The 24843-nt window shown below is 70.2% G+C and carries 26 protein-coding genes and 1 tRNA gene; 19 read left to right on the top strand and 8 right to left on the bottom strand.

Annotated features, from left to right (window positions below; all coding sequences use genetic code 11):
* Both VNM44_RS13750 and VNM44_RS13745 read right to left on the bottom strand, forming a co-directional pair.
* Positions 1-1749 carry an ABC transporter ATP-binding protein gene (locus VNM44_RS13750; protein WP_325626458.1) on the bottom strand — a complete coding sequence of 583 codons (1749 nt, stop codon included), beginning with the start codon at positions 1747-1749 and terminating at the stop codon, positions 1-3.
* A complete protein-coding gene (locus VNM44_RS13745; protein ID WP_325626457.1) occupies positions 1746-3542 on the bottom strand; it encodes an ABC transporter ATP-binding protein in 1797 nt (598 codons plus the stop codon). The genes VNM44_RS13750 and VNM44_RS13745 overlap by 4 nt, the downstream gene beginning before the upstream one ends.
* A 207-nt stretch (positions 3543-3749) precedes the next feature.
* On the opposite strand from VNM44_RS13745, the gene VNM44_RS13740 reads away from it, so the two are divergent.
* From VNM44_RS13740 to VNM44_RS13730, 3 genes are all read left to right on the top strand, one after another.
* Entirely contained in the window at positions 3750-4202 is a 453-nt protein-coding gene (locus tag VNM44_RS13740; protein ID WP_325626456.1) for a toxin-antitoxin system HicB family antitoxin, read from the top strand.
* Positions 4203-4350: 148 nt separating this feature from the next.
* A complete protein-coding gene (locus tag VNM44_RS13735) occupies positions 4351-5169 on the top strand; it encodes a DUF4097 family beta strand repeat-containing protein (RefSeq protein WP_325626455.1) in 819 nt (272 codons plus the stop codon).
* Between the two features lie 145 nt (positions 5170-5314).
* The gene (locus VNM44_RS13730; RefSeq protein WP_325626454.1) at positions 5315-6409 is read left to right on the top strand and encodes an AI-2E family transporter; all 1095 of its coding nucleotides are present in this window, start codon (positions 5315-5317) and stop codon (positions 6407-6409) included.
* A 92-nt stretch (positions 6410-6501) separates the two neighbouring features.
* On the opposite strand, the gene VNM44_RS13725 is transcribed toward VNM44_RS13730, so the two are convergent.
* Positions 6502-6933 carry a Fur family transcriptional regulator gene (locus VNM44_RS13725; RefSeq protein ID WP_325626453.1) on the bottom strand — a complete coding sequence of 144 codons (432 nt, stop codon included), beginning with the start codon at positions 6931-6933 and terminating at the stop codon, positions 6502-6504.
* A gap of 55 nt (positions 6934-6988) precedes the next feature.
* Between VNM44_RS13725 and VNM44_RS13720 the strand changes: the two genes are divergently transcribed.
* The 3 genes from VNM44_RS13720 to VNM44_RS13710 are packed head-to-tail and all read left to right on the top strand — an operon-like array spanning position 6989 to position 9344.
* The gene (locus VNM44_RS13720; protein ID WP_349258046.1) at positions 6989-7822 is read left to right on the top strand and encodes a metal ABC transporter solute-binding protein, Zn/Mn family; all 834 of its coding nucleotides are present in this window, start codon (positions 6989-6991) and stop codon (positions 7820-7822) included.
* Positions 7813-8544, top strand: coding sequence for an ABC transporter ATP-binding protein (locus VNM44_RS13715; protein ID WP_325626451.1), 732 nt, complete (start codon positions 7813-7815; stop codon positions 8542-8544). The genes VNM44_RS13720 and VNM44_RS13715 overlap by 10 nt, the downstream gene beginning before the upstream one ends.
* Positions 8544-9344: a metal ABC transporter permease gene (locus tag VNM44_RS13710; RefSeq protein WP_325626450.1), complete on the top strand. Its 801-nt coding sequence runs from the start codon at positions 8544-8546 to the stop codon at positions 9342-9344. The genes VNM44_RS13715 and VNM44_RS13710 overlap by 1 nt, the downstream gene beginning before the upstream one ends.
* Positions 9345-9398: 54 nt before the next feature.
* Here VNM44_RS13710 and VNM44_RS13705 read toward each other — a convergent pair whose 3' ends face one another.
* From VNM44_RS13705 to VNM44_RS13685, 5 genes are all read right to left on the bottom strand, one after another.
* The gene (locus VNM44_RS13705) at positions 9399-10334 is read right to left on the bottom strand and encodes a glycine betaine ABC transporter substrate-binding protein (RefSeq protein WP_325626449.1); all 936 of its coding nucleotides are present in this window, start codon (positions 10332-10334) and stop codon (positions 9399-9401) included.
* Positions 10335-10445: 111 nt separating this feature from the next.
* Positions 10446-11126: an ABC transporter permease gene (locus tag VNM44_RS13700; RefSeq protein WP_325626448.1), complete on the bottom strand. Its 681-nt coding sequence runs from the start codon at positions 11124-11126 to the stop codon at positions 10446-10448.
* A 20-nt stretch (positions 11127-11146) separates the two neighbouring features.
* Positions 11147-11887, bottom strand: a complete 741-nt coding sequence (locus tag VNM44_RS13695; protein ID WP_325626447.1) for an ABC transporter permease — start codon at positions 11885-11887, stop codon at positions 11147-11149.
* Entirely contained in the window at positions 11884-12843 is a 960-nt protein-coding gene (locus tag VNM44_RS13690; RefSeq protein ID WP_325626446.1) for an ABC transporter ATP-binding protein, read from the bottom strand. Before VNM44_RS13690 ends, VNM44_RS13695 begins: the two co-directional genes overlap by 4 nt.
* A gap of 45 nt (positions 12844-12888) precedes the next feature.
* On the bottom strand, positions 12889-13434 hold the full coding sequence (locus VNM44_RS13685; RefSeq protein WP_414652985.1) for a thymidine kinase: 546 nt from the start codon (positions 13432-13434) through the stop codon (positions 12889-12891).
* A 128-nt stretch (positions 13435-13562) separates the two neighbouring features.
* Between VNM44_RS13685 and VNM44_RS13680 the strand changes: the two genes are divergently transcribed.
* The 13 genes from VNM44_RS13680 to VNM44_RS13620 form a co-directional block, all read left to right on the top strand.
* Positions 13563-13865, top strand: coding sequence for a hypothetical protein (locus VNM44_RS13680; protein WP_325626444.1), 303 nt, complete (start codon positions 13563-13565; stop codon positions 13863-13865).
* A 184-nt stretch (positions 13866-14049) separates the two neighbouring features.
* Positions 14050-15081, top strand: coding sequence for an isocitrate/isopropylmalate dehydrogenase family protein (locus VNM44_RS13675; protein ID WP_325626443.1), 1032 nt, complete (start codon positions 14050-14052; stop codon positions 15079-15081).
* Positions 15074-16627 (top strand): alpha-amylase family glycosyl hydrolase, encoded by a 1554-nt coding sequence (locus tag VNM44_RS13670; RefSeq protein ID WP_325626442.1) that lies wholly within the window; start codon positions 15074-15076, stop codon positions 16625-16627. The genes VNM44_RS13675 and VNM44_RS13670 overlap by 8 nt, the downstream gene beginning before the upstream one ends.
* A gap of 358 nt (positions 16628-16985) precedes the next feature.
* Positions 16986-17059, top strand: a tRNA-Met gene (locus tag VNM44_RS13665).
* Between the two features lie 41 nt (positions 17060-17100).
* Complete coding sequence (gene rpmG, locus VNM44_RS13660; protein ID WP_325113527.1) at positions 17101-17262, top strand: 50S ribosomal protein L33; 162 nt, start codon at positions 17101-17103, stop codon at positions 17260-17262.
* Between the two features lie 12 nt (positions 17263-17274).
* Positions 17275-17601 (top strand): preprotein translocase subunit SecE, encoded by a 327-nt coding sequence (gene secE, locus VNM44_RS13655; RefSeq protein ID WP_325626441.1) that lies wholly within the window; start codon positions 17275-17277, stop codon positions 17599-17601.
* Between the two features lie 17 nt (positions 17602-17618).
* A complete protein-coding gene (gene nusG / locus VNM44_RS13650) occupies positions 17619-18152 on the top strand; it encodes a transcription termination/antitermination protein NusG (RefSeq protein WP_325626440.1) in 534 nt (177 codons plus the stop codon).
* A gap of 71 nt (positions 18153-18223) precedes the next feature.
* Positions 18224-18649 (top strand): 50S ribosomal protein L11, encoded by a 426-nt coding sequence (gene rplK, locus VNM44_RS13645; RefSeq protein ID WP_325626439.1) that lies wholly within the window; start codon positions 18224-18226, stop codon positions 18647-18649.
* Entirely contained in the window at positions 18646-19377 is a 732-nt protein-coding gene (rplA, locus tag VNM44_RS13640; RefSeq protein WP_325626438.1) for a 50S ribosomal protein L1, read from the top strand. Before rplK ends, rplA begins: the two co-directional genes overlap by 4 nt.
* Positions 19378-19532: 155 nt before the next feature.
* Positions 19533-20234, top strand: coding sequence for a 50S ribosomal protein L10 (gene rplJ, locus VNM44_RS13635; protein WP_325626437.1), 702 nt, complete (start codon positions 19533-19535; stop codon positions 20232-20234).
* A 3-nt stretch (positions 20235-20237) separates the two neighbouring features.
* The gene (gene rplL / locus VNM44_RS13630; protein WP_325626436.1) at positions 20238-20627 is read left to right on the top strand and encodes a 50S ribosomal protein L7/L12; all 390 of its coding nucleotides are present in this window, start codon (positions 20238-20240) and stop codon (positions 20625-20627) included.
* Positions 20628-20899: 272 nt separating this feature from the next.
* On the top strand, positions 20900-24544 hold the full coding sequence (locus VNM44_RS13625) for a DNA-directed RNA polymerase subunit beta (RefSeq protein ID WP_325626435.1): 3645 nt from the start codon (positions 20900-20902) through the stop codon (positions 24542-24544).
* A 20-nt stretch (positions 24545-24564) separates the two neighbouring features.
* Positions 24565-24843: hypothetical protein (locus VNM44_RS13620; protein ID WP_325626434.1), on the top strand; the 279-nt coding region annotated here is incomplete at its 3' end.

Below are 24843 nucleotides of genomic sequence, written 5' to 3'. Positions count from 1 at the left end.
TCAGGCAACGCGGCGGGCGGCGGCGCCCTGGAGCGTCGTCGCGAGGCGGCGGAACGGGCCCTCGGTCGCCATCAGCTCGTCGTACGTGCCGGTCTGGGTGATCCGGCCGCGCTCCATGACGAGGATCTCGTCCGCGCGGCGGACCGTCGTCAGGCGATGCGCGATGATGATCGACGTCCGGCCCTCGAGCAGCGTGTCGAACGCGCGCTCGATCAGCACCTCCGTCGGTCGGTCGATGTTGGAGGTCGCCTCGTCGAGGATCAGGATGCGAGGATCCGCCACGAGCGCCCGTGCGATCGAGATCAGCTGGCGCTCGCCCGCGGAGAGACCGGCGCCGCCCTCGCGCACGACGTGGTCGAGGCCCTCCTCGAAGCGAGCGGCGACGCGGTCGACGCCGATCGCGTGCGCGGCGGCGACGATCTCCTCGTCGGTCGCGTCGGGTCGCCCGAACCGGATGTTGTCGGCGATCGTCCCGCTGAACAGGAACGGGTCCTGCAACACGACGCCGAGCTGGCGTCGGTAGGAGCGCAGGCGTACGTCCCGCAGGTCGGTTCCGTCGACCCGCACAGCTCCCTTGCCCGGGTCGTAGAACCGCGCGACGAGTTTCGCCGTGGTCGACTTGCCGCCACCCGATTCCCCGACGAGCGCGATGCAGCCGCCCACGGGAATCTCGAGATCGAGCCCGTGGATCACCGGCTCGTCCCCGTACGCGAAGACGACGCCGTCGAGGTCGAGCCGCCCGTCGATCCGCCCGAGGTCGCGCGCTCCCGGCCGGTCGACGATGTCGTGCTCGGCGTCGAGCACCGTCGAGATCTTCCCCATCGCGGCGCTCGCCGCCTGGACCTGCCCATAGAGCTCCGAGAGCTCCTGCAGTGGCTGGAAGACGAGCGAGAGCATCCCGACCGCGGCGATCAGGGTCCCGATCTCGAGCGCCCCGCCGTCGATCATCCGCGCTCCGGCGTACAGCACCGCGACCTGCGCGACGACGCCGAGCAGCTCGATCGCCGGGAAGAACACGGACGAGAGCTTCTGCGCGTACGTGTTGGAGATGCGGTTGGCCTCGTTCAGCCCCTCGAACTCCCGCTGGAACGCGCGCTCCCTGTTGAACGCCTGGATGACCGCCATCCCCGCCACGGACTCGGCGAGCTGGGCGGTGACCGCCGCGATCCGCGTCCGCACGTCCGAGAACGCGGCGTGGGAGCGCCGCTGGAACCACCGCGTGATGAGGATCCCCGGCGGCAGGACGAGCAGCGCGACGAGGCCGAGGCGCCAGTCGAGCAGGAACAGCCCGCCGATGGCCGCGACGAGGGTGAGCGAGTTGACGACGAGGGTCGTCAGGCCCTGGTTGAGGACGTCCGAGAGCGCGTCGACATCGCTCGTCAGGCGCGCGATGATCCAGCCGGCCTTCTGCTCGGAGAAGTACCGCAGCGAGAGCGAGGTGAGGTGCTCGAACAGGTCGCGGCGCAGCTCGAGCACCATGCGCTGGCCGATGCCCGCGAGCATCAGCCAGGTCGCGGTCCCGAGGAGCCACGCGACGACGCCGACGGCGACGTAGCCGGCGACGTCGATCGCGAGCCGCTGCTCGTCAGCCGCACGGATGCCGTTGTCGATCGCGTCGCCGACGATGTGCCAGCCGGCCACCGGAGCGGCCGCCGAGACCGCAGCGAGCGCGAGCACGACCGAGAGGCGTCGCCGCCGCCCTTCCGTGTAGCGCCAGAGGCGCGACAGCCCCGTGCGTCGCGTCCTCATGCCGCGAGCGCCTCCTCGCCGAACAGCTGCGCGAAGGGCCCACCGGCCGTGATCAGCTCGTCGGGCAGCCCCTGCTCGACGATCCGGCCGTCGCGCAGCACGACCGCCCGGTCGGCGACGAGCACGGTCGAGAGGCGCTGGCCCGAGATGAGGACCGTGCGGCCCGCGAGGGCCGGACGCAGGTGCTCGACCAGGTGCCGCTCGGTCTCGGTGTCGACGGCCGACATCGGGTCGTCGAGGACGATCACGCGAGAGCCGGCGATGAGCGCGCGCGCAAGTGCGACGCGCTGGCGCTGGCCGCCCGAGAGGTTCACGCCGCGCTCGCCGATCAGCGTGTCGTAGCCGTCCGGGAGGTCGTCCACGAAGTCCGCGACACCGGCGACCTCGCACGCATCGAGGACATCGCTCCAGTCGGCGTCCGGCCTGGCGGCGAGCAGGTTGTCCCGCAGTGGAACCGAGAAGAGCACAGGCTTCTGGGTGACGACGGCGACCGCAGCGCGGAGCTCCGCCAGTCCGACGTCGCGCGCATCGACGCCTCCGAGCAGCACGCGGCCCTCCGTCGGGTCGTAGAAGCGGGGAAGGAGCTGGAGGAGCGACGTCTTGCCGGCGCCGGTGGCGCCGCATACGGCGACGATCTCGCCGGGAGCGGCGTCGAGGTCGATGCCGGAGAGCACCTCGCCTCCCGTCGGGTACGAGAACCGCACACCCTCGAAGCGGACCGGGAGGGGGCCGTCGGGAAGCGGCAGCGGGTCGGAGCGCTCGGGCAGCGACTCGATGCCGTCGAGCCACGCGAAGCTTCGCGAAGCGGCGGCCGTCGCGCGCTGCCCGAGGTTGATGATCCAGCCGAGCGCCTCGAGCGGCCAGACGAGCTGCAGGAGAAGCGTGATGAAGAGCGTGAACTGCCCGATCGTGAGGTTGCCGGCGATCGCCTCGCGCCCGCCGACCAGCAACACCGCGGCGATCCCGAGCGTCGGGAGGAACACGAGGCCGGGCAGGAAGCGCGCCTCGACCGAGGCCTGCCGCATCGTCTCGTGGCGGACCGCTTCGGCGCGGTCGGAGAACCGATCGCGCACGTCGTCCTCCCGACCGAACGCCTGCACCATCTCGATCCCGACGACGGCCTCGTCCGAGGCCTCGGTGAGATGGCCTTTTCTCCGCTGGACCTCGCGCGAGATCGGGAACACGCGGTGGGCGAAGAAGTAGGCGAGCACCGCGATCGGGGGCATCGCGACCGCGGCCGTGAGCGCGAGCTGCCAGTTGACCACCGAGAGGACGATCGTCGCGCCGACGAGCATCAGCATGCTCTGGATCGCCTGCACGACGCCCCAGCCGATGAAGTAGCGCACGGGGTAGATGTCGTTCGTCGCGCGCGAGATGACCTCGCCCGTCGCGTGGCGGTCGTAGAACGCGCGCGGGTAGCGCAGGTACGCGTCGTAGAGCTTCGAGCGCAGGCGCGCCTCGACGGTGACACCGATCCGTGCCGTGGCGTAGCGCCGCGTGAAGTTGACCCCGAACCGCACGGTGGCGATCGCGACGATCGCGGCGAGATACGGGACGAGGAGCGAATGGTCGTTCCCGTCGATCGCGTCGTCGATCGTCCGCTGCACGAGGATCGGGATCGAGAGCGAGAGCACCGTGAACACGAGCGCGCACGAGAGGCCGATCGCGACCAGCCGCCACTGGGCCCGCCACAGCGGGTAGAGGTGCCGGATCGTCGGCCAGAGTGTGAGGTCGGCAGGATCGACGTTGGTCACGGGATGCTCCTCCCGCACCCGGAGGGCGAGAATCGTCACGCGAAACGCCCCGTGGGCACGGGGCGGAGAGGCGGCCGAGGGCGTGTACCGCCGCCCCGGGCACCTCAAGCGTAGACGATGGAGAACACAGGCACGTACGGTTTTCCGCCCCTCCATGCGGCCTCACGCACCGCTCGCCGCGACACCGACAGCATCTCGACGCACATTTGCACTTGACAGACATCAAAATGATGTCATACTGCGGTCATGGAGCTGCACATCGATGCGATCAAGCGCGACCTCACGGGCGTCGTGGCCGCCCTCGGCGACGAGGAGGCCGTCGAGCAGTGGCGGCGGCTCGCCGACGCGATCGAGCCGGCACTTCGCCTCCGCCTCATGGACCTGCTCTCGGAGGCCGCACTCTCGCTCAACTCGCAGCTCGAAGACGGCCACGTCGAGGTTCGCCTCGCCGGGCGCGACCCGGAGCTCGTGTTCGTAGGCGAGCCCGTGGCGCCCGACGAGCCGCCGGCCCCCGGCGACGACCTGAGCGCCCGCCTGACCCTGCGGCTCCCGCAGGGGCTCAAGACGAGCCTCGAGGTCGCCGCGGCCCGCGAGGCCGTCTCCACGAACGCCTGGATCATCCGCGCGCTCGCCCGCACCCTCGAGCCGCGCGCCGCGCGGCGATCGTCGAACCGGCTCCAGGGCTTCGCCCGGAGCTGACGGAAAGGAGCCCAGATGTTCTCGCTCGCCCTGTTCGGACCCTTCGATCCCGACCCCGTCGAGCGCCGTCGGCCTCCGCGCCGCGGTGACGGCCGCGTCGACTCGCGACCCTCCGTCCCGCCGCGCCTCGGCAACCCCCGCTGACGCCGTGCAGTCCTTCGAGACACCGGGCCGTGTCGCGCTCGACCTCACCGTCCCCGCCGGCACGGTCGCGGTCAACACCTGGGACGAGCCGCGGGTCGAGGTCGACGTCACGCCGATGCGCGGCGACGACGCCTCGACCCAGGCAGCCGAGGAGGCGCGGATCGAGGGCGTCGAGCGCGGAGGCCGCCACGAGATCATCGTGCGCGTGCCCAAGCGCGAGGGGCGGCTCGGATTCCTCGGGCGCAGCCCCGAGCTCCTCGTCACGATCCGCTGCCCCGAGGGCGCCGACCTCGAGCTTCAGACCCAGAGCGCCGATCTCGACGTCCGGGGACGGCTCGGCGACGTCGCCGCACGCTCGGCGTCGGGCGACGCGATGCTCGCTGACACGGCCGACCTCAGCTTCACGACCGCGAGCGGCGACCTCACCGCCGGTGCCGTTGCCGGCACGCTGACGACGAAATCGGCGTCCGGCGACGTCGCGGTGCGTTCCGCGAACGGCGCCGTGACGGTGAACACCGTCTCGGGCGACGTGCGGATCGGTGAGACGCCTGCGTCGGTGGGCGTGAACACCGTCTCCGGCGACGTCGAGCTCGAGTCCGTCGGCGGCCCGTGCCGAGTGAGCTGCGTCTCCGGCGACGTCCAGGTCGCGACGCGACCCGGGCTCGCGCTCTGGATCGACGCCCAGTCGGTCAGCGGGTCGGTGACCTCGGACCTCGACGTGGGCGACGCCCCCGCGGGCGGCGGCGGGCAGCAGGTCGACCTGCGGATCCGCACCGTGAGCGGCGATGTCCGCATCACGCGTTCGGGCGCTCCGGTCGCCTAGAGGCTCGATGCGGGTTGGAGGTGCGTGCGGGGAGGGCGTGCGCCGCGCGCAGGCCCCCATCCGTGCGTGCCTGCAACCCGCATCAGGCCTCTAGATCTTCGCCGCGTCAGGGTGCCCTCCGGGGCGCTTCCTAGACTCGCTCGTCGTGGCAGCACGCGAGCCGCCGACCAGGCGCGTCGAGATCACGATCTCCTTGCGGACGATCGCGACGATCCTCGGCGTCATCGGTTTCACGTGGGCGTTCGTCGCGGCCCGCCAGGCCGTGCTGTGGGTGTTCATCGCGCTGTTCCTCGCGATCGTCCTCCAGACGCCGGTGACCTGGCTCGAGGAACGGGCCGGGATGAGACGCGGCAACGCGGCGATGCTCGTCGTGCTGGGCCTGGTCGGCTTCTTCGGCGGCCTCGCCTACCTGCTCGTGAGCCCGTTCGTGGGCGCTGTGCGCAACCTGATCGAGGATCTCCCCACGATCGTCGAGCACATCCGGCAGTCCGACCTGTTCCAGCAGATCGACCAGCGCACCGACCTCGGCGAGAAGCTCCAGCAACGGGCGGAAGAGCTCGCGTCGGATCTCCCCTCGAAGCTCGGGGACGCCTTCGAGGTCGGTGGGCGCATCTTCGGCTTCGGGCTCGGGGCTCTCACGATCACGTTCATGACGCTCTTCCTCGTGATCGACCTGCCCAACCTCTCGCGGTCGCTCCACACGCTCCTCTACCCCCGCGAGTCTGCGCGCACTGCCGTCCTCGAGGAACGGATCACGCGCACGATCGGCCGCTACGCCCTCGGGGCCGTGGCGATCGCCGTGATCGCCGGAACCGTGCAGGGCACCGCCGCGTGGATCATCGGCGTTCCGTTCGCGCTCGCGCTCGGGATCATCGCGGGCCTCCTCGGCCTGATACCTCAGGTCGGGGCGACGCTCGCGGCAGTCGTCCTCTCGCTCGTCGCCCTCACCCAGGGCGTGCCGCAGGCCCTGATCATGCTCGCCGTCTGCGTCGGCTACCAGCAGTTCGAGAACTACGTGCTCCAGCCGACGATCCAGGGACGCGCGGCCGACATCTCGGGTTTCTTCGTGATCGCGAGCGTCATCCTCGGCGCCGCGCTGCTCGGTGTCGTCGGCGCGCTCATCGCGGTCCCGCTGACGGCGTCGGCGCAGATCGTGATCCGCGAGCTCACGGCCGAGCGCCGCGCGGCCGTCGCGCTCGCCCACGCCGCCGTGCCCACGCCGCCGGAACCAGACGACTGATCAAGCGTCCGTCCAAGGCTCTGTCCCCGCGGGGGACTGACCCCCATGACGCTCTGACGGAGGGCGAGCGATGCGCCAGGCGGTGCCGGGTCTCAGCGGCAGTCGTCGCAGGCGCCGCGCAGGACCACGTCGTGCTGCTCGAGCGCGTAGCCGAGCCTGCCGGCCGCCTGTGCGAGCGCACGCTCGAGGGGCTCGTCGCTGAACGGCTCGACCTTGCCGCAGTCGTCGCAGACGAGATGGTGGTGGTGATGATGGTCCTCACGCGCCGGCTCGAAACGCGCGATGCCGTCGCCGACGTCGACGCGCTGCACGAGACGCAGCTCGGCGAGCGTGTCGAGCGCCCGGTAGACGCTCGCAACCCCGACTGCGCCGCCGTGCGCCGCGATTCCGTCGTGGATCTCCTGCGCCGAGCGGCAACAGTCCTGCCCCGCGAGGAACTCGACGACCGCGCGACGTGCGCCGCCGCGGCGCAGGCCCGCCGCGCGGAGGCCTTCGAGCGCGTCGTCGATCCAGGTGGCGGCCATAACCAAACGATAGCGATTCTCATCTCCTGCTACGCTCGGCCGCGTGCTTTCGAGAATGGTTCTCTTGTGTGCCGTCCTTGCCGCCGCCGGTGCGAGCGGCTGCGGCGGGGCGGCGTCCGGGAAGACCGTCGTGGCGTCGATCTATCCCCTCGCCTACGCGGCGGAGCAGGTGGCCGGGAGCGACGTCCGGGTCGACGACCTCACGCCCCCCGGGGCAGAGCCACACGATCTCGAGCTGACGGCGCGGGACGTCGGGCGCGTGCAGAAGGCCGCCCTCGTCCTGTACGTCGGTCACGGGTTCCAGCCCGCCGTCGAGGATGCGCTCGAGGGACGGAGCGGACCGTCGCTCGACGTGCTCGACGGCGCGCGGCCGCTGCGCTTCGAGCGCGGGCTCGACCCGCACGTCTGGCTCGACCCGATGCGGTACGCCGAGGTCGCTCAGGGAATCGCCCGGGCGCTCGGCGACCCCGCCGCCGCGGATCCCTTCGTGTCGAGGCTCCGGAAGCTGGACGGCGACTATCGCCTCGGGCTCGCCGACTGCAGACGGCGGACGCTCGTCACGAGCCACGCTGCCTTCGGCTACCTCGCCGCCCGCTACGGCCTGCGACAGGTCCCCCTGCTCGGGCTTGCGCCGGAGGCGGAGCCGACGCCGAAGGAGCTCGCCCGCCTCGTCGGCACGATCCGCGTGAGCGGCGCGACCACGGTGTTCACAGAGCGGCTCGCGTCGCCCGCGCTCGCCGACACGGTCGCGCGCGAGACGGGAGCGGCCGTCGCGGTGCTCGATCCGCTCGAGGGGCTCACGCGCGCCGAGCTCGACGCGGGCACCGACTACTTCGGCGTCATGCGACAGAACCTCGCCGCGTTGCGCAAGGCATTGGAATGCCGGTAGAGGCGCCGCCGCCGGCGGTCGAGCTCGACGGCGTCTCGTTCGCGTACCGCGGCGGCCCTCCGGTGCTCGAGGCTGTCACGCTGGCCGTCGAGCGTGGGGAGTTCGTCGGCATCGCGGGGCCGAACGGCGGCGGCAAGACGACGCTCCTCCGTCTCGCGCTCGGGCTCGAGCGGCCGTCATCCGGTGTTGTGCGACTCTTCGGCGCGTCTGCGGGCGAGCGCGGTTCTCGACCGCGGATCGGATACGTCTCCCAGCGGGCGCAGCTCGCGTCGGCGACGCCCGTCACCGTCCACGAGGTCGTCGAGGCCGGGCGGCTGGCGGTGCGCGGCCCTTTCGGACCACTCCGCGCCCCCGACCGTGCCGTCGTCCGGGAGGCGATCGACCGGGTGGGGCTCGGCGATCGGGCGCACAAGCCCCTGCGCACGCTGTCCGGCGGGATGCAGCAACGCGCGTTCATCGCGCGCGCGCTCGCCTCGGAGCCGGCGCTGCTCGCGCTCGACGAGCCGACGACGGGCGTCGACGCCGCGTCGCAGGAGTCGCTCGCGGCGCTGCTCGCCGAGCTGCGCGCCGACCTCGGGATGACGATCCTCTACGTCTCGCACGAGTTCGGCGCCGTCGAGCACGTGGTTTCGCGCCTCGTCCTCGTCCGGGGCAGGATCGTCTTCGACGGCGACCCGGCGCAGCTGCCCGCCCTCTGGCACGACCCGTCCCACACCCACTGATGCTGAGCCTCGAGTTCATGCGCCTCGCCTTCGCGGTCGGCCTCGTCGTCGGTGTCCTCGCGCCCGCGGTCGGCTTCTTCCTCGTCGAGCGTCGCCAATCGCTCGTCGGCGACGGGCTCGGTCACGTCGCCTTCGCCGGCGTCGCGGCCGGGTATCTGCTCGGCATCTCGCCCGTCCTCACCGCGCTCTGCTTCGCCGTCGTCGGCGCGCTCTCGATCGAGTGGCTCCGGTCGCGGTTCGGCGCGGCGGGCGACCAGGCGCTCGCGCTCGTCTTCTACACGGGCATCGCGCTCGGGATCGTCCTCGTCTCCAGCGCGAACCGGCTCGACGTCGGTCTGTTCCAGTTTCTCTTCGGCTCGATCCTGACGGTTACGCGCACCGACCTGTGGGCCGTCCTCGCGCTCGGCGGCATCTCGCTCGCGGCGATCGCGATCCTCTATCGCGGCCTCGTCGGCGTCGTGCTCGACGAGGAGGGAAGCCGTGTCGCCGGCGTTCGGGTCGGGTCCCTCAACACGGCTGTGGCGGTCCTCGCTGCGCTCACCGTCGGGATCTCCATGCGGATCGTCGGGATCCTGCTGATCGCCGCTCTGATGGTGCTGCCCGTCATCGCGGCGCAGCGGCTTGCTTGGAGCCTCCGCTCGACGCTCGCCCTCTCGAGCCTGATCGGACTCGGGGCGGTGCTCGCAGGGCTGACGATCGCCTACTACGCCGACCTTCCGCCGGGCGGGACGATCGTGCTGCTCGCAGCAGCAGTCGCTGTCGTCGCGTCGTTCACGGGAGCCGTGCCGCGGCGCGCGTAGACGACCGTGCGGGTGGGCGCGTCTTGCCGCGCCCACCCGCGTCGAGTCGAGGCTCTAGGCGAGCCCGTTGGCCTTCAGGAAGGCGGCCGCGACGTCCTCGGCGGGCTTCTTGTCCACGCCGACTGCCTTGTTCATCGCGGCGATCGCCTTGACGCTCAAGAGCTTCGAGACCTTGTCGATCGTCGAGCGGAACTTCGTGCCGTACTCGGCGACGAGCTTCTTGCTCACGACCGGTGCGACGTACTGGAACCCGAACATGTTCTTCGTGTCGCGCAACTGCACGTACTTCTTCGAGAGGAGTTGCGGATCGGTCGTGAACACGTCCGCGGCCAGGACCTTCTTCTGGTCGAGGAGGGTATACGCGGAGATGCCGGCGAGCGGGACGAAGTCGAACCCGCGCACGCCGTAGCGCGTGCCGATCTCGTCCGTCCAGCGCGTCTCCCACTCGGGGAATCCCGCGATGGTCAGGTTCGGGACCTTCTTGAGATCAGCGATGGTGCGTAGCCCGTACTTGTTCGCGGTGGCGCGCGTGACGGCGAGCACGTCGACGTCCTGGAACGGCGTCTGCGCGAGTAGTGTCTGCCCTCGCTTCTCGTAGAGGCGCTTCGCCAGCAGGTACGTGGCGCTCGCGGTCTTCGGCAGCGTCTTCCGCTTGAACGTCACCGCGAGCATGATCCCCGTGTACTCCGGGTACATCGTGATCTTCCCGCTTCTGAGCGACGTGTCGATCAGCTCCGTCGAGGCGATGTTCTCCTTGTACTTCACGGTGAAGCCCTGCGCCTCGAGCGCCTGCTTGTAGAGCTGACCGAGGACGTACTGCTCCGGAAAGTTCTTCGTTCCGACAATGATCGGAGTGGCCTTCTGCGACGCCGTCGCGGCGGCGGCGTCCCCCGCGGCGGACGCCGCGGTCGTACCACCCAGGATGAGCGCGACCCCGAAGGCGATGGAGAATGCAGCCTTCGCGGCGCGCCTGTTGTGCTTGCGAATCACGGTACTGCCCCCTTCCGTGGCGGGTATCAGGTCGCGATGCGCCTGGACCCTAGAGGATCGGGACTCCGAATTTGCCAGTCCGCTTACTCCTGGCAGCAGCGAACCGGATGCTCAGCCGTGACGGTGATGGACGTCGAGCTCGAACGACGGCGCCGTTCCTCGCAACGCAGGCGGCGTGAGCCGGCGTTGAAGAAGGCCCACGCCGGCATCGGCGAGGAGCGCGAGCAGAGAGACGCAGATCGCCGCCCCGACGACGCCGTCGAGCCCGTAGCCCGCCTGGTTGACGATGATGTCGCCGAGCCCGCCGCCACCTGCGACCGCTGCGATCGTCGCGGTGGCGACGACGAACACCGTGGCGGTCCGGATTCCGGCGAAGATGAGCGGTAGGGCGAGCGGGAGCTCGACCCGCGTCAGGATCTGTCTTCCGGTCATCCCCATGCCGCGCGCAGCCTCGACGATCTCCGCCTCCACGCCGTCCACCGCAACGTACGCATTCGTGAGGATCGGCGGAACGGCGAGGATCACGAGCGCGAACGCGACGCTCCAGAATCCGACCCCGAGGAACACGAAGCCCAGCGCGATCACGGCGAGGCTCGGCAGCGCGCGGCCGAGGTTCGCCACGTTCACCGCGAGGAACGAGCCGCGATGGAGGTGCCCGAGCCACACGCCGAGCGGCAAGGCGATCGCGACGGCGATCGCCAGTGCGGCGCCCGAGAGCACGAGGTGCTCCCACGTCTTCTCGAGGATGAGTCGGCGCTCGTCGACGACGAACTGGAGCGCGTCCGCGAACACACCGAGGTCGAGGCTGGCGATCAGGTCGTCCTCCGCGCACTGCTCCAGGGTGTGAGCGCCCGCTCGGCGAGCACGAGGAGTGCGTCGGCGACGAGCGCGAGGGCGACCGCGAGCGCGCCCGCCGCGATGATCTCCGTGTTGAACGCCTCCCGGAGTGCGAGGAAGATCGGATAGCCGAGGCCCTTCGGGACGACGAGTGCCGCGACGGTGGCGAGCGCGATCGTCGAAACCACCGCCACGCGGAGGCCGGCCATCGTCGCGGGGACCGCGAGCGGGAGTTCGATCCGCCACAGGGTCTGCCGTCGTGTCAGCCCCATGCCGCGGGCCGCTTCGAGCACCTCCGGCGGGACGCTCCGCAGGCCCTCGACGATGTTCCGGTAGAGGATGAGCAGCGTGTAGCCGACGAGCGCAACCTCGACGGTCGTGACGGTGAGCCCCGTCACGGGGACGAGCAGCTGGAAGAGCGCGAGGCTCGGGATCGTGTAGACGACGGCCGAGAACGTACCGAACGGCCGCTCGAGGAGGCGGAACCGATGGGTGAGGAGCGCCGCCGCCAGCGACAGCACGAGCCCGATCGCCACCGCGATGATCGTCAGCTGGACGTGCTCGACGAGTGCGGGCTGGAGCACGTCCGACCAGTTGTCGCGCACCCAGTCGGGGCAGAAGAGACGGTTGTCGACGACGCAGTCGCTGCCCTCGCCGAAATCTGGGATGACCGGGCCGCTCTGCGCGACCAGCGGCTCGACGAGGCCGTCCGTCACGAGACTGCGGCGGCGAGTGTCTCGAGGGTGACGACTCCTCGTGGCTCGCCGGAGTCGCCGACGACGACGAGCGACCGCGCACCCGAGACGATCATCTGCGACAGCGCGTCCCGCAGGGTCGTCGACGCGTCCGCCGTGGGCGCGACCAGGCCGTCGAGCGGTCCGAGCTCGAGCTCGTCGAGCCGCCGGAGCGCGAGGAGCTTGAGGCCCCGGTCGGCGCCGAGGAAGCGGACGACGAAGTCGTCAGCGGGCCGCGCGAGCAGCCGTTCCGGGGTGTCGTACTGGGCGAGGACGCCGCCCTCGCGGAGGATCGCGATGCGGTCTCCGAGCAGGATCGCCTCGTCGATGTCGTGCGTCACGAACACGATCGTCTTCCCGACCTCGTGCTGGATCCGCAGGAGCTCCTGCTGCAGGCGGGCGCGGGTGATCGGGTCGAGCGCCCCGAACGGCTCGTCCATCAGCATCACGGGCGGGTCGGCCGCGAGCGCGCGCGCGAGCCCAACCCGCTGGCGCTCTCCTCCGGAGAGCTGCGCCGGGTAGCGGTCGCGGTAGTCGTCCGCGGGCAGCTCGACGAGGTCGAGGAGCTCGTCGACTCGCTCGGCGATGCGACCCTTCGGCCAGCCGAGGAGGCGCGGCACCGTCGCGACGTTCGCCGCGACGGACATGTGCGGGAAGAGGCCTACCTGCTGGATGACGTAGCCGATCCCGCGACGGAGCGCGGTGACGTCGAGCGACGCGACGCTCGTGCCGCCGATCGAGATGTCTCCCTCGGTGATGTCGATCAGCCGGTTGACCATCTTCATCGCGGTGGTCTTGCCGGCGCCCGACGGGCCGACCAGGCAGCAGATCGCGCCTGCCGGGACCGTGAGCGTCAGCTCCCGGACGGCAGGCTCGGCGCGGCCGGGATAGCGCTTGGTCGCACGATCGAACGCGATCTCGGCGGCGGCGCCGCTCACGCGCGACAGGGTACAAGCGAGCCCGTGGCAGTCGTGGCGTGGGAGTTACGCGACGAGCTGCACTGCGTCTGCCCCCGCTTCGTGGCAGTCGCGGCAGCGGGCCTCGTACGAGTCGAGCGCGCCAACGACGATCGTCTCGCCGGAGTACGGCGCCGGCCGGCCGTCGACGAGGCGCTGGGTCGTCGTGGCCGGCCCGCCGCAGCGATGGCAGACCGCCTGCAGCTTGTCGACGAACTCGGCCCGCGCGAGTAGTTCGGGCATCGGCCCGAACGGCTGACGGCGGAAGTCCTGGTCGAGGCCGGCGGCGATCACGCGGACGCCGCCGTCTGCGAGCACCAACGCGGCGTCGACGATCGTCGGCTCGAAGAACTGTGCCTCGTCGATGCCGACGACCTCGCAGCCGCGGGCGCGCGCGATCAGCTCGGCGCAGCCGTCCACGGGGACGGCCGACATGCGCACGCCCGCGTGGCTGACGACGTCCGCGACGTCGTATCGGTCGTCGATCCGGGGCTTGAAGAGGAGCACCCGCTGGCCCGCGATCTCCGCACGCCGCAGCCTCCGGATCATCTCCTCGCTCTTGCCGCTGAACATCGGCCCGCACACGACCTCGAGCCAGCCGCCGCGCTGGGGAGGAACCCTGATCACGAGGCGTGATCCTAGATGCCTCGTCGGCTGGCCAGCGCTGCGTTTGCGATCTCGGGCGCCGGGGATACAGAGGCATGAGCAACTGGTTCGGGTTCGAGCCGATGGCGTGCTGTCCGGAGTGCGGCGAGTGGATCCAGGCGGTCGCATACCGCGACGGTCTGCACGAATGCGATCTCGACGCGAGGATCGAGCATCAGGTCATGCGCGCACGGCACGAGCTGACGCGCATCGAGTCGGAGCTCGCCTCCTATCTCGCCACGCCGCGGGCGCGGAAGCTCCTCGCCTTCACTCGCTACCTCGAGCGTCGGCGCGGCGGGGCCCCGTCGACTGCGCGGCAGATCCACGCGCGCGCGTCGAGTCCGCTCGCGGACGTGTAGCTCCCGACTGCCTCGTCGGCAACCTGCATCCGTTGCGCGGCGCGGTTACATTCCGCGCTCATGGGCCAGATCGCCTCGGGTTCGCCGTCGCCCTCCTCGCCGACGGCAGATACGGGGCACTCGGGCGCCTGGTGCCGCGTCTCTGACATCGTGACGCCGAAGCTCCCATGACGCCCCACGAAGCATGACGCACCGCATCGCCGTGATCGCAGGCGACGGCGCCGGGCCGGAGGTCGTCGCGGAGGCGCGCAAGGCGGTCGACGCGCTCGGGCTGGCGCTCGAGTGGCACGACCTCCCGTGGGGTACCGCCCACTATCAGGAGACCGGCGCGATGATGCCGCCCGACGCGCTCGACGTCGTGCGCGGGTACGACGCCGTCGTGCTCGGGGCGGTCGGCGACCCGTCCGTCCCCGACCACGTGACGCTCTGGGGTCTGCTCCTGCCGCTCCGCCAGCGGCTCGACCTCTGGGCGAACGTCCGGCCGGCGCGCCTCCTCGACGGGGTGCCCTCGCCGCTCGCCGCCCGTCCGGAGGTCGACATGCTGTTCGTGCGCGAGAACACCGAGGGCGAGTACTCGGGCGTCGGCGGACGCGCCCACGCGGGCCTCCCTCTCGAGGTCGGGCTCGAGACGAGCGTCTTCACGCGGGCGGGCATCCGCCGGGTCGTCGAGTACGCGTTCACCCTCGCGGCAAAGCGCCGAGGCCTGGTCACGAGCGCGACCAAGTCGAACGCCTCCCGCTACGGCTACGTGCTCTGGGACGAGGTCGTCGACGAGGTCGCTGCGGTGCATCCGGATGTCCGCAGCGAGCGCGTGCTCGTCGACGCGCTCGCCGCGCGGATGGTGAGGAGCCCGATGTCGCTCGACGTCGTCGTCGCCTCGAACCTCTTCGGCGACGTCCTCACCGACATTGCGGCCGAGCTCCAGGGCGGGATGGGCATGGCTGCGAGCGCGAGCGTCGCGCCCGGGGCAGACACTCCGGGCATCTTCGAGCCGGTGCACGGCTCGGCGCCCGACATCGCCGGCAAGGGGATCGCGAACCCGTTCGGCGCCATCTGGAGCGCGGTGCTGATGCTCGAGCATCTCGGCGAGCAGGATGCGGCAGACCGTCTCATGCGGGCCGTCGAGGCGGTCTGCCGCGAGGGCATCCGCACACGGGACGTCGGCGGCTCTGCGACGACGAGCGAGGTGGGCGACGCCGTGGCGGCCCGTGTCTGAGGCCGGCAGCGAGTGGTGGCGGACCGCCGTCCTCTACCAGATCTACGTGAGGAGCTTCGCCGACACGGACGGCGACGGCCTCGGCGACCTGCCGGGGATCCGCTCGCGGCTTCCGTACGTCAGCGACCTCGGTGTCGACGGCATCTGGCTGACGCCGTTCTACCCGACCCCCGACGCGGATCATGGCTACGACGTGAGCGACTACGAGAACGTCGATCCGCGCTTCGGGACGCTCGCGGACTTCGACGCGCTCGTCGCCGACGCCCACGATCTCGGCCTTCGGGTGATCGTCGACATCGTTCCGAACCACACCTCGAGCGAGCACCCGTGGTTCAGGAACGCGCTCGCCGACCCGAACGGCCCGGACCGCGCGCGGTACGTCTTCCGGCCCGGGCGCGACGGCGGCCCGCCGAACAACTGGGAGTCCGCCTTCGGCGGCCCGGCGTGGACGGAGGACGAGCGGAGCGGAGAGTACTACCTCCACCTGTTCGCGCCCCAGCAGCCGGACCTGGACTGGCACAACGAAACGGTCCGCCAGGCCTTCCAGCAGATCCTGCGCTTCTGGCTCGATCGCGGCGTCGACGGCTTCAGGGTCGACGTCGCACAATCGCTCTACAAGGAGCGAGACCTGGCCGACGTGCACATCCCGGACCCGCGCCCGCGTTTCGGCGACTGGCACACCGGGCTCCAGCAGCCGGAGCTCCATGACCTGTACCGCGAGTGGCGGCAGATCGTCGAGGAGTACCCCGGCGACCGGATGCTCGTCGGGGAGATGTTCCTCGCCGACCAGACGAGGCTCGCCGAGTACGTCCGGCCGGGCGAGCTACAGCAGACGTTCAACTTCCGGTTCCTCTTCGAGGAATGGGAGGCGGCGTCGCTGCGCGCGTGCATCGACGAGATCCTCGCGGCGTTCGCTGCCGTCGGGGCGCCGGCGACATGGGTGCTCGAGAACCACGACGTCCCGCGCGTCGCGACGCGCTACGGCGGAGGCGCCGAGGGCGTCCGCCGCGCGCGCGCCGCGGCGCTGCTCATGCTCGCGCTCCCCGGCGCGGCGTACGTCTACGCGGGTCAGGAGCTCGGGCTCGAGGAGGTCGACCTCGCGGACGAGCTGCGACAGGATCCGATCTTCGCGCGGACGGGCGGTCGCCGCGCGGGTCGCGACGGCTGCCGCGTGCCCATTCCGTGGACGACCGGGCCGGGAGTCGGCTTCACGACGGGTACGCCATGGCTCCCGATGCCGCCGTGGTGGGAGCGCTCGAGCGTCGCCGCGCAGGACGGTGATTCCCAGTCGATGCTCGAGCTCTACCGCGCGACGCTGAGGCTCAGGCGCCAGCTGCGAGCCCTGGCGTCCGGACGCCTCGCCTGGCGGGACAGCCCGCCCGGCTCGCTCGTGTTCGAGAGGGCGGCGGATTCTTCGACGGTGGTCTGCGTCGTCAACGTCGACGCGCCCTCGGTGCCCCTGCCCGAGGGCGAGCTCGTCCTGGCGAGCGACGAGCTCGAGGGGTCCTTCCTGCCGCCCGGCACCGCCGCCTGGCTCGAGGGCTGACCGGGTTCGGCATGCGCGTGCTCGGGGAGAAGTCCGTATGAGCTTCGGTATCCAACCGCTGTCGTCCTGTCCCGACTGCGGCCAATCGCTCACAACTTCCGCGGACAAGACGGCTCGCACCAGTAGCACCAGGCGGACCGCCTGAAACCCGCGCCAGAGGCCTGATGCGGGTTGCAGGCACGCACGGATGGGGGCCTGCGCGCGGCGCATCGCCGTCGTCTCGGTCGGCATCCAGGCGTCCGGCCTGCACGTCGCCCGAGCCGGCGCCGCTGCTTGGCGCATGCCCTCCCCGCACGCACCTCCAACCCGCATCAAGCCTCTAGGCTGGAAAGAGCCTTGCTACACTGCCGCTCGGCTCGGCGGCGTAGCTCAGTTGGTTAGAGCAGCGGAATCATAATCCGCGTGTCGTAGGTTCGAGTCCTACCGCCGCTACCTGTTCCGCCCTTTCGTTCGTTCCGACCAGAAGAGAAGAGATGGCCACCGGAGTCAGAGTCGCGATCACGCTCGCGTGTACCGAGTGCAAGCGGCGCAACTACCAGTCGCAGAAGTCGAAGCGGAACACGCCGGACCGCGTCGAGCTCCGCAAGTACTGCCGCTGGTGCGGGTCGCACACGCTCCATCGCGAGACCCGGTAGGCGGGAGGGCGCATGGCAGGAGAGACGAGACGCCAGCGGCGCGACGCGCGCCGGGCGGCGGGCCAGGAACCGGCCCGGGCCGGGTCGCCCCGTCCCGTCCCGGCGGGCCCGGCGGCACCGGCGGCACCGGCTGCTCCCCCTCACGTCGAGCATCCGCGCCGTGGCGGCTTCATCCGCGAGTCGGTTGCCGAGCTCCGGAAGGTCGAGTGGCCGAACCGGTCCCAGGTGATCCAGGGGACGATCGTCGTCATCATCGCGTGCGCGATCGTCGGGGCGTACCTCTGGGGCGCCGACCAGGTGCTCCGGCCGTTCGTGCGCGACGTGCTCCTCGGGCAGTAGGGAGAAGACAACCTCAGATGTTCCACTGGTACGTGATCAACACCTACTCCGGGCACGAGAACAAGGTGAAGGCCAATCTCGAGCACCGGATCGTCTCGATGAACCAGCAGCAGCGGTTCCGCCGCGTCGTCGTTCCGACGGAGCAGGTGATCGAGACGAAGGACGGGCAGAAGGTGCAGACGGAGAAGCGCGTCCTGCCCGGCTACGTCCTGGTCAACATGGATCTCAACGACGAGGCGTGGACGGTCGTCAAGGGGACGCCCGGCGTGACCGCCTTCGTGGGCGCCGGTGCCAAGCCCTCGCCGCTCTCGACGTCGGAGGTCGACCGCATCCTCCACGCGGGAGGCGCTGCAGGCGCGCCGGCGACGAGGGCGCAGGTCGAGTTCTCGCTCGGCGAGTCGGTCAAGGTCACATCCGGCCCCCTCTCGGACTTCGACGGCGAGATCGTCGACGTCAACGCCGACGCGCAGAAGCTGAAGGTGCTCGTGGACATCTTCGAGCGCCAGGTGCCCGTCGAGCTCGCATTCGACCAGGTGAAGAAGCTCGACTAGAGGATTCGCGTTGCGAATCCCCTGGAAACCCAGGAGAAAAGGAGGAGGCGCAACGCGCCGCACGGACTCCGATGGCGAAGAAAGTCCTCACACTCATCAAGCTTCAGATCCCCGGGGGGCAGGCGAACCCTGCGCCGCCGGTCGGCCCCGCGCTGGGCCAGCACGGCGTCAACATCGTCGAGTTCACGAAGGCGTTCAACGCGCAGACCGCGCACGAGAACGGCCGGATCATTCCGGTCGAGATCACCGTCTTCGAGGACCGCTCGTTCACGTTCATCACGAAGACGCCGCCCGCGGCGGTGCTCATCAAGGAGGCGCTCAGCCTCGAGTCCGGCTCGGCAGAGCCGAACCGCAACAAGGTCGGCCGGCTCAGCCAGGCGCAGCTCCGCTCGATCGCCGAGACGAAGATGCCCGACCTGAACGCGAACGACGTCGAGGCGGCGATGCTGGTCATCGCCGGAACTGCGCGATCGATGGGCGTGGAGGTGGAGCAGTGAGCGCGCGCGGCAAGAGATACAGCGAGGCGCGGGCGGCGATCGACCGCGAGAAGCTCTACGCGCCGGGCGAGGCCTTCGCGACGCTGAAAGCCGCTCCGGACGCCAAGTTCGACGAGACCGTCGAGGTGCATTTCCGGCTCGGGCTCAACGTCCGCCATGCCGACGAGCAGCTCCGCGGGACGATCATGCTGCCGCACGGGACGGGACGCTCGACGCGCGTCGCCGTCTTCGCCGAGGGCGACAAGGCCCGCGAGGCGGAGGAGGCCGGCGCGGACGTCGTCGGCTCGGCCGACCTCGCCGCGAAGATCGAGGGCGGGTTCCTCGACTTCGACGTCGCGATCGCGACGCCCGACCAGATGGGCAACGTCGGCAAGCTCGGACGCGTGCTCGGCCCGCGCGGGCTGATGCCGAATCCGAAGACCGGCACGGTGACGTTCGACGTCGCCAAGGCGGTCTCGGACGCCAAGGCCGGCAAGCTCGAGTACCGCACCGACCGCGGCGCCAACGTCCATCTTCCGATCGGGAAGAAGAGCTTCGGCGAGAAGCAGTTGCTCGAGAACTACGCCGTCGTCGTCGAGGAGATCGTCCGGGCGAAGCCGGCCGCTGCGAAGGGCCGCTACATCAAGGGCATCACGGTCACGACGACGATGGGCCCGGGGCTTCACGTCGACCCGACGCGGACCCGCGACATCGCCGAGGCGCAGAGCGCAGAGGCTGCTACCGTCTGACGCGCAAATCCGACTAGAAACCCACCGAAGACAGCCGGCGGCCCCCCGGGGCAGAGGACCGGCCGAGGTGCGGTCAGGAACGCCGTGGGCCACCCGCCCGCGAGTCCGGGCCCGCCTCACGAGGTGGGCCTAGTCGTTTCCGAAGGAAACGACACATGCAGAAATCCGAGAAGGAACAGGTCGTCGCCGAGCTCGTCGAGCGTCTCCGCTCGACGGAGTCCCTGATCGTCGCCGACTATCGCGGGCTCACGAACTCGCAGCTCGCCGACCTGCGGGCCAGGCTCCGCTCGAGCGGGGCACAGCTCCAGGTCGTGAAGAACACGCTCACGCGCCGCGCCGCCGAGACCGCGGGCACCGAGTCGCTGCTGGCGCTCCTCGAAGGCCCCACGGCGATCGCCTTCGTCGAGACCGACGGCGATCCCGTCGCGGTGGCGAAGGCGCTCTCCGACACCGCGAAGGACACGAAGATCCTTTCGCTCCGCGGAGGGATGCTCTCGGGCCGCTCGATCTCGGGCGACCAGATCGAAGAGCTGGCGAAGCTGCCGGCACCCGAGGTGGTCAAGAGCCAGCTCGTCGGTGTGATCGTCGCGCCGCTCACCCAGCTCGCCGGGCTCCTCGCAGCGCCGATCCGCGACCTGGTCGGCCTGATCGATGCGCGAATCGAGCAGCTCGGCGGCGATTCCGCCGGCGCGGAGGCGCAAGACGAGCCGGCTTCCGGCGACGAACAGGAACCCGCCGCCGACGCTACGGCGTCCGACGGCGAGCCCGTCGACGACGCGACGGGAACGGAGGACAACGACCCAGCACTTCCAGCGGATTCGGCGTCAGCCGAATCCGCCGACAGCGAAGAGGAGTAAGCGATGGCAACGGATACAGCGAAGGTGCTCGAGACGCTCGGCGGCATGACCGTCCTCGAGCTCGTCGAGCTCAAGAAGGCGATCGAGGAGGAGTGGGGCGTCACGGCGGCCGCTCCGGTCGCGGTTGCCGCGGCGCCGGGCGCCGCAGCCGGTGGCGACGGTGCCGCGGCGCCGGAGGAGAAGGACTCCTTCGACGTCGTGCTCACCTCCGCAGGCGACAAGAAGATCCAGGTGATCAAGGTCGTTCGCGCCGCGACCGGCCTCGGCCTCAAGGAGGCGAAGGACCTCGTCGACGGCGCTCCGAACACCGTCAAGGAGGCGCTCGCCAAGGACGAGGCCGACAAGCTCAAGGCGGAGCTCGAGGAGGCCGGCGCCGGCGTCGAGCTGAAGTAGATCAGGGACTGTCCCCGAGAGGGGACCGTCCGCGCGAGCCGGGGATCGGCCGGCGGTGGCTGTCTCTCGTGGGCGCCACGGGAGACAGGCCGCCATTGGGGGCCAGTCCCCTGCCCTGTCCCCTGCTACACTTCACCGCGGACAGCTCCGCCGCCCTGCAGGGGTTGCGGCGGAGCGTGCCTGTCCGCTATCTTTCCCTGTTCCGCCTCGAGCCTGGCTCCGACTCTGCCCGTCCGATCACCGACCGCCGTACCTAGCAAGGGAGGCTGTTCTTGAGCAGCACCGCCGTCGCGCCGCGCGCGCGCAAGACTTTTTCGCGCCTGAAGCACGTCCTCGACCTCCCCAACCTCATCGACATCCAGAAGGCCTCGTTCCAGTGGTTCCTGGACGAGGGCCTGCGCGAGACGATCGACGACATCTCGCCGATCACCGACTACACCGGCACGCTCGCCGTCGAGTTCGGCGAGTACGAGTTCGGTCCGCCGCAGCACACGATCTCGGAGTGCCGCGAGAAGGACCTGACGTATCAGGCGCCGCTCTCGATGACCGTCCGCTTCGTCAACACCGAGACGGGCGAGATCCGCGAGCAGCGCGTCTTCATGGGCGACTTCCCGATGATGACCGAGCACGGCACGTTCATCATCAACGGCACCGAGCGCGTCATCGTCACGCAGCTCGTGCGCTCGCCCGGCGCCTACCTGATGGAGCCGAAGGACGCGACGAAGCAGGTCTTCACCGCGAACCTGATGCCGTCTCGCGGCTCGTGGCTCGAGCTCGAGATCGACAAGAAGGGCATCGTCTACGCCCGGATCGACCGCAAGCGGAAGCTGCCGATCACGACGCTCCTGCGCGCGCTGCCCGCAGAGGACCCGACGACGGGCTTCGAGCTCGACACGTCGACGAACGAGGCGATCCTCTCGCTGTTCGACGAGGCGACCCGCGTCTACATCCAGAACACGCTCGAGAAGGATCCCTCCACCCGCGAGGAGGAGGCCCTGATCGAGGTCTTCAAGAAGCAGCGCCCGGGTGAGCCGCCCACGCTCGACAACGCGCGGAACCTGCTGCGGTCGCTCTTCTTCGACCCGAAGCGGTACGACCTCACCAAGGTCGGGCGCTACAAGCTGAACCAGCGTCTCGGCGTCGAGGTGCCGGAGGACACGCGGGTCTTGACGACCGAGGACATCATCGCGCTCGTGCGGAGGCTCGTCGCTCTGCCTGCGGAGCTCGGCGTGCCGGAGGATGCCAAGGACTTCGCGGCCGAGGCGGCGGTCCTCTCCCGGGAGCCGATCCGCGGCGAGCTCGACGAGTACGAGCACTTCGGCAACCGCCGCCTGCGCACCACGGGCGAGCTGATCCAGGAGGCGTTCCGCGTCGGCCTGTACCGCATGGAACGCGTCGTCCGCGAGCGCATGACGACGGAGGACGTCGACACGATCACGCCGCAGACGATCATCAACATCCGGCCGGTCGTCGCGGCGCTCAAGGAGTTCTTCGGATCGTCGCAGCTGTCGCAGTTCCTCGACCAGACGAACTCGCTCGCCGCGCTCACGCACCGGCGCCGGCTCTCCGCGCTCGGCGCGGGCGGGCTGACGCGCGAGCGCGCGCCGATCGAGGTGCGCGACGTGCACCCGACCCACTACGGGCGCATGTGCCCGATCGAGACGCCCGAGGGCCCGAACATCGGCCTCATCGGAGCGCTCGCGTCGTACGCGACCGTCTCCGAGTTCGGCTTCATCCAGACGCCGTACCGGGCCGTCGAGAAGGCGAAGGTGAGCGACGACATCGTCTACCTCGACGCGGCTCAGGAAGCCCGGTACACGATCGCGCAGGCCTCGGAGGCCGTCGACCCGAAGACCGGGAAGTTCGTCAACGAGCAGGTGCTCTGCCGCTCGGCCGCCGGCGAAGCGGTCATCGCGCGGGCCGACCAGGTGGACTACATGGACGTCTCGCCCGCGCAGATCGTCTCGATCGCGACGACGCTCATCCCGTTCCTCGAGCACAACGACGCGAACCGGGCGCTGATGGGCGCGAACATGCAGAAGCAGGCTGTGCCGCTGATGATCCCCCAGGCGCCGCTCGTCGGGACCGGCCTCGAGTACCGCGCCGCTGTCGATACCGGCGACGTCGTGCTCGCGCGCAACCCCGGCACGGTCATCGACGTCGACGCGGAGCGCATCGTCGTCGAGGGCAAGGGCACCCGGGACGAGTACCCGTTGACGAAGTTCATGCGCTCGAACCAGGGCACCCTCATCCACCAGAAGCCGGTCGTCTCGCTCGGCGACACGGTCGCCGCGGACGAGGTGCTCGCCGACGGCGCGGCGACGGACCGCGGGGAGCTCGCGCTCGGCGCAAACCTGCTCGTCGCGTTCATGCCGTTCGAGGGCTACAACTTCGAGGACGCGATCGTGCTCTCGGAGCGGCTCGTCAAGGACGACGTGCTCAGCTCGATCCACATCCACGAGTACGAGATCGATGCGCGCTCGACGAAGCTCGGCGACGAGGAGATCACGCGCGACATCCCGAACCGCTCGGAGGAGTCCCTGGCGAACCTCGACGAGCGCGGCGTCGTCCGCATCGGCGCCGAGGTCGGCTCGGGCGACCTCCTCGTGGGCAAGGTCACGCCGAAGGGTGAGACCGAGCTGACGGCGGAGGAGAAGCTGATCCGCGCGATCTTCAAGGAGAAGGCCCGCGAGGTGCGCGACACGTCGCTCAAGGTCCCGCACGGTGAGGGCGGCAAGGTGATCGGTGTCAAGACGTTCTCCCGTGACGCGGGGGACGACCTGCCGCCGGGCGTGAACGAGCTCGTGCGGGTGTTCGTGGCGAAGAAGCGCAAGATCGCGGAGGGCGACAAGCTCGCCGGCCGCCACGGCAACAAGGGCGTGATCGCGAAGATCGTCCCGGACGAGGACATGCCCTTCCTGGAGGACGGGCGGCCCGTGGACGTCGTGCTCAACCCGCTCGGCGTGCCGAGCCGGATGAACATCGGCCAGATCCTCGAGACGCACCTCGGCTGGGCGGCGGCGCACGGCGTCTTCCACGAGAACGGCGACTCCGCAAACGGCGACGCGAGCCCGATCGCGACGCCCGTGTTCGACGGCGCGACCGAGGCGGACGTCGACCGGGCGCTCGTCGACTGGACGAAGCAGAACCCGGACTCGCCGATCAAGTTCGTGGTCGACGAGAAGCGGCCGGTGGGCCGCCATGCCTCCGGCAAGGTGCGCATGTTCGACGGCCGGACGGGCGAGAGCTTCTCGCAGAAGGTGACCGTCGGCTACATGTACATCCTGAAGCTGCTCCACCTCGTGGACGACAAGATCCACGCGCGGAGCACGGGCCCGTACTCGCTCGTGACGCAGCAGCCGCTGGGCGGCAAGGCCCAGTTCGGCGGCCAGCGGTTCGGCGAGATGGAGGTCTGGGCGCTGGAGGCCTACGGCGCCGCGTACACGCTGCAGGAGATGCTCACGATCAAGTCCGACGACACCGTCGGACGCGTGAAGGCCTACGAGGCGATCGTCAAGGGCGAGAACATCGCCGAGCCGTCGATCCCCGAGTCGTTCAAGGTGCTGCTGAAGGAGATGCAGTCGCTCGCGCTCGACGTGAACGTCCTCTCGGACGAGGGCGAGAAGGTCGAGGTGCGCGAGGAGGACGACGAGCTGCTGCGCGCGGCGGAGGAGCTCGGGATCGACCTCTCGCCGGGCTCGCTGCGGGCGGCGGCGCGCCAGCCCACCGCCGAGGAGTCGGAGGAAGGGCAGGAGCGCGTCGACGAGACCGGCCAGGAAGTGCAGCTGCCGGCCGACGAGCAGCTCGGTGACCTGGCGGACGTCGAGGTCGCGCCGGCCGACGGCGCCAGGGAAGAGGCCGAAGAACAGGCCGGCCCGCTCGCCGAAGAGCTGGCCGATGTGGAAGTAGACGAGTAACTGCGGGGCGAAGGAGAGCCTTGATCGATATCAACGAGTTCGACGCGATCCGAATCGGTCTCGCGTCCAGCAAGCAGATCCGGGACTGGTCGTCCGGTGAGGTGACCAAGCCCGAGACCATCAACTACCGCACGCTCAAGCCCGAGCGCGACGGCCTCTTCTGCGAGCGCATCTTCGGTCCGACCAAGGACTGGGAGTGCTACTGCGGCAAGTACAAGCGCGTCCGCTACAAGGGCATCATCTGCGAGCGCTGCGGCGTCGAGGTGACGCGGCAGAAGGTGCGCCGCGAGCGCATGGGC

The sequence above is a fragment of the Gaiella sp. genome, from assembly GCF_035558935.1.
In the GTDB taxonomy this organism is placed as follows: Bacteria; Actinomycetota; Thermoleophilia; order Gaiellales; family Gaiellaceae; genus Gaiella.
Note: the sequence above shows the minus strand (reverse complement) of the source record. Positions and strands in the feature narration are given on the sequence as shown.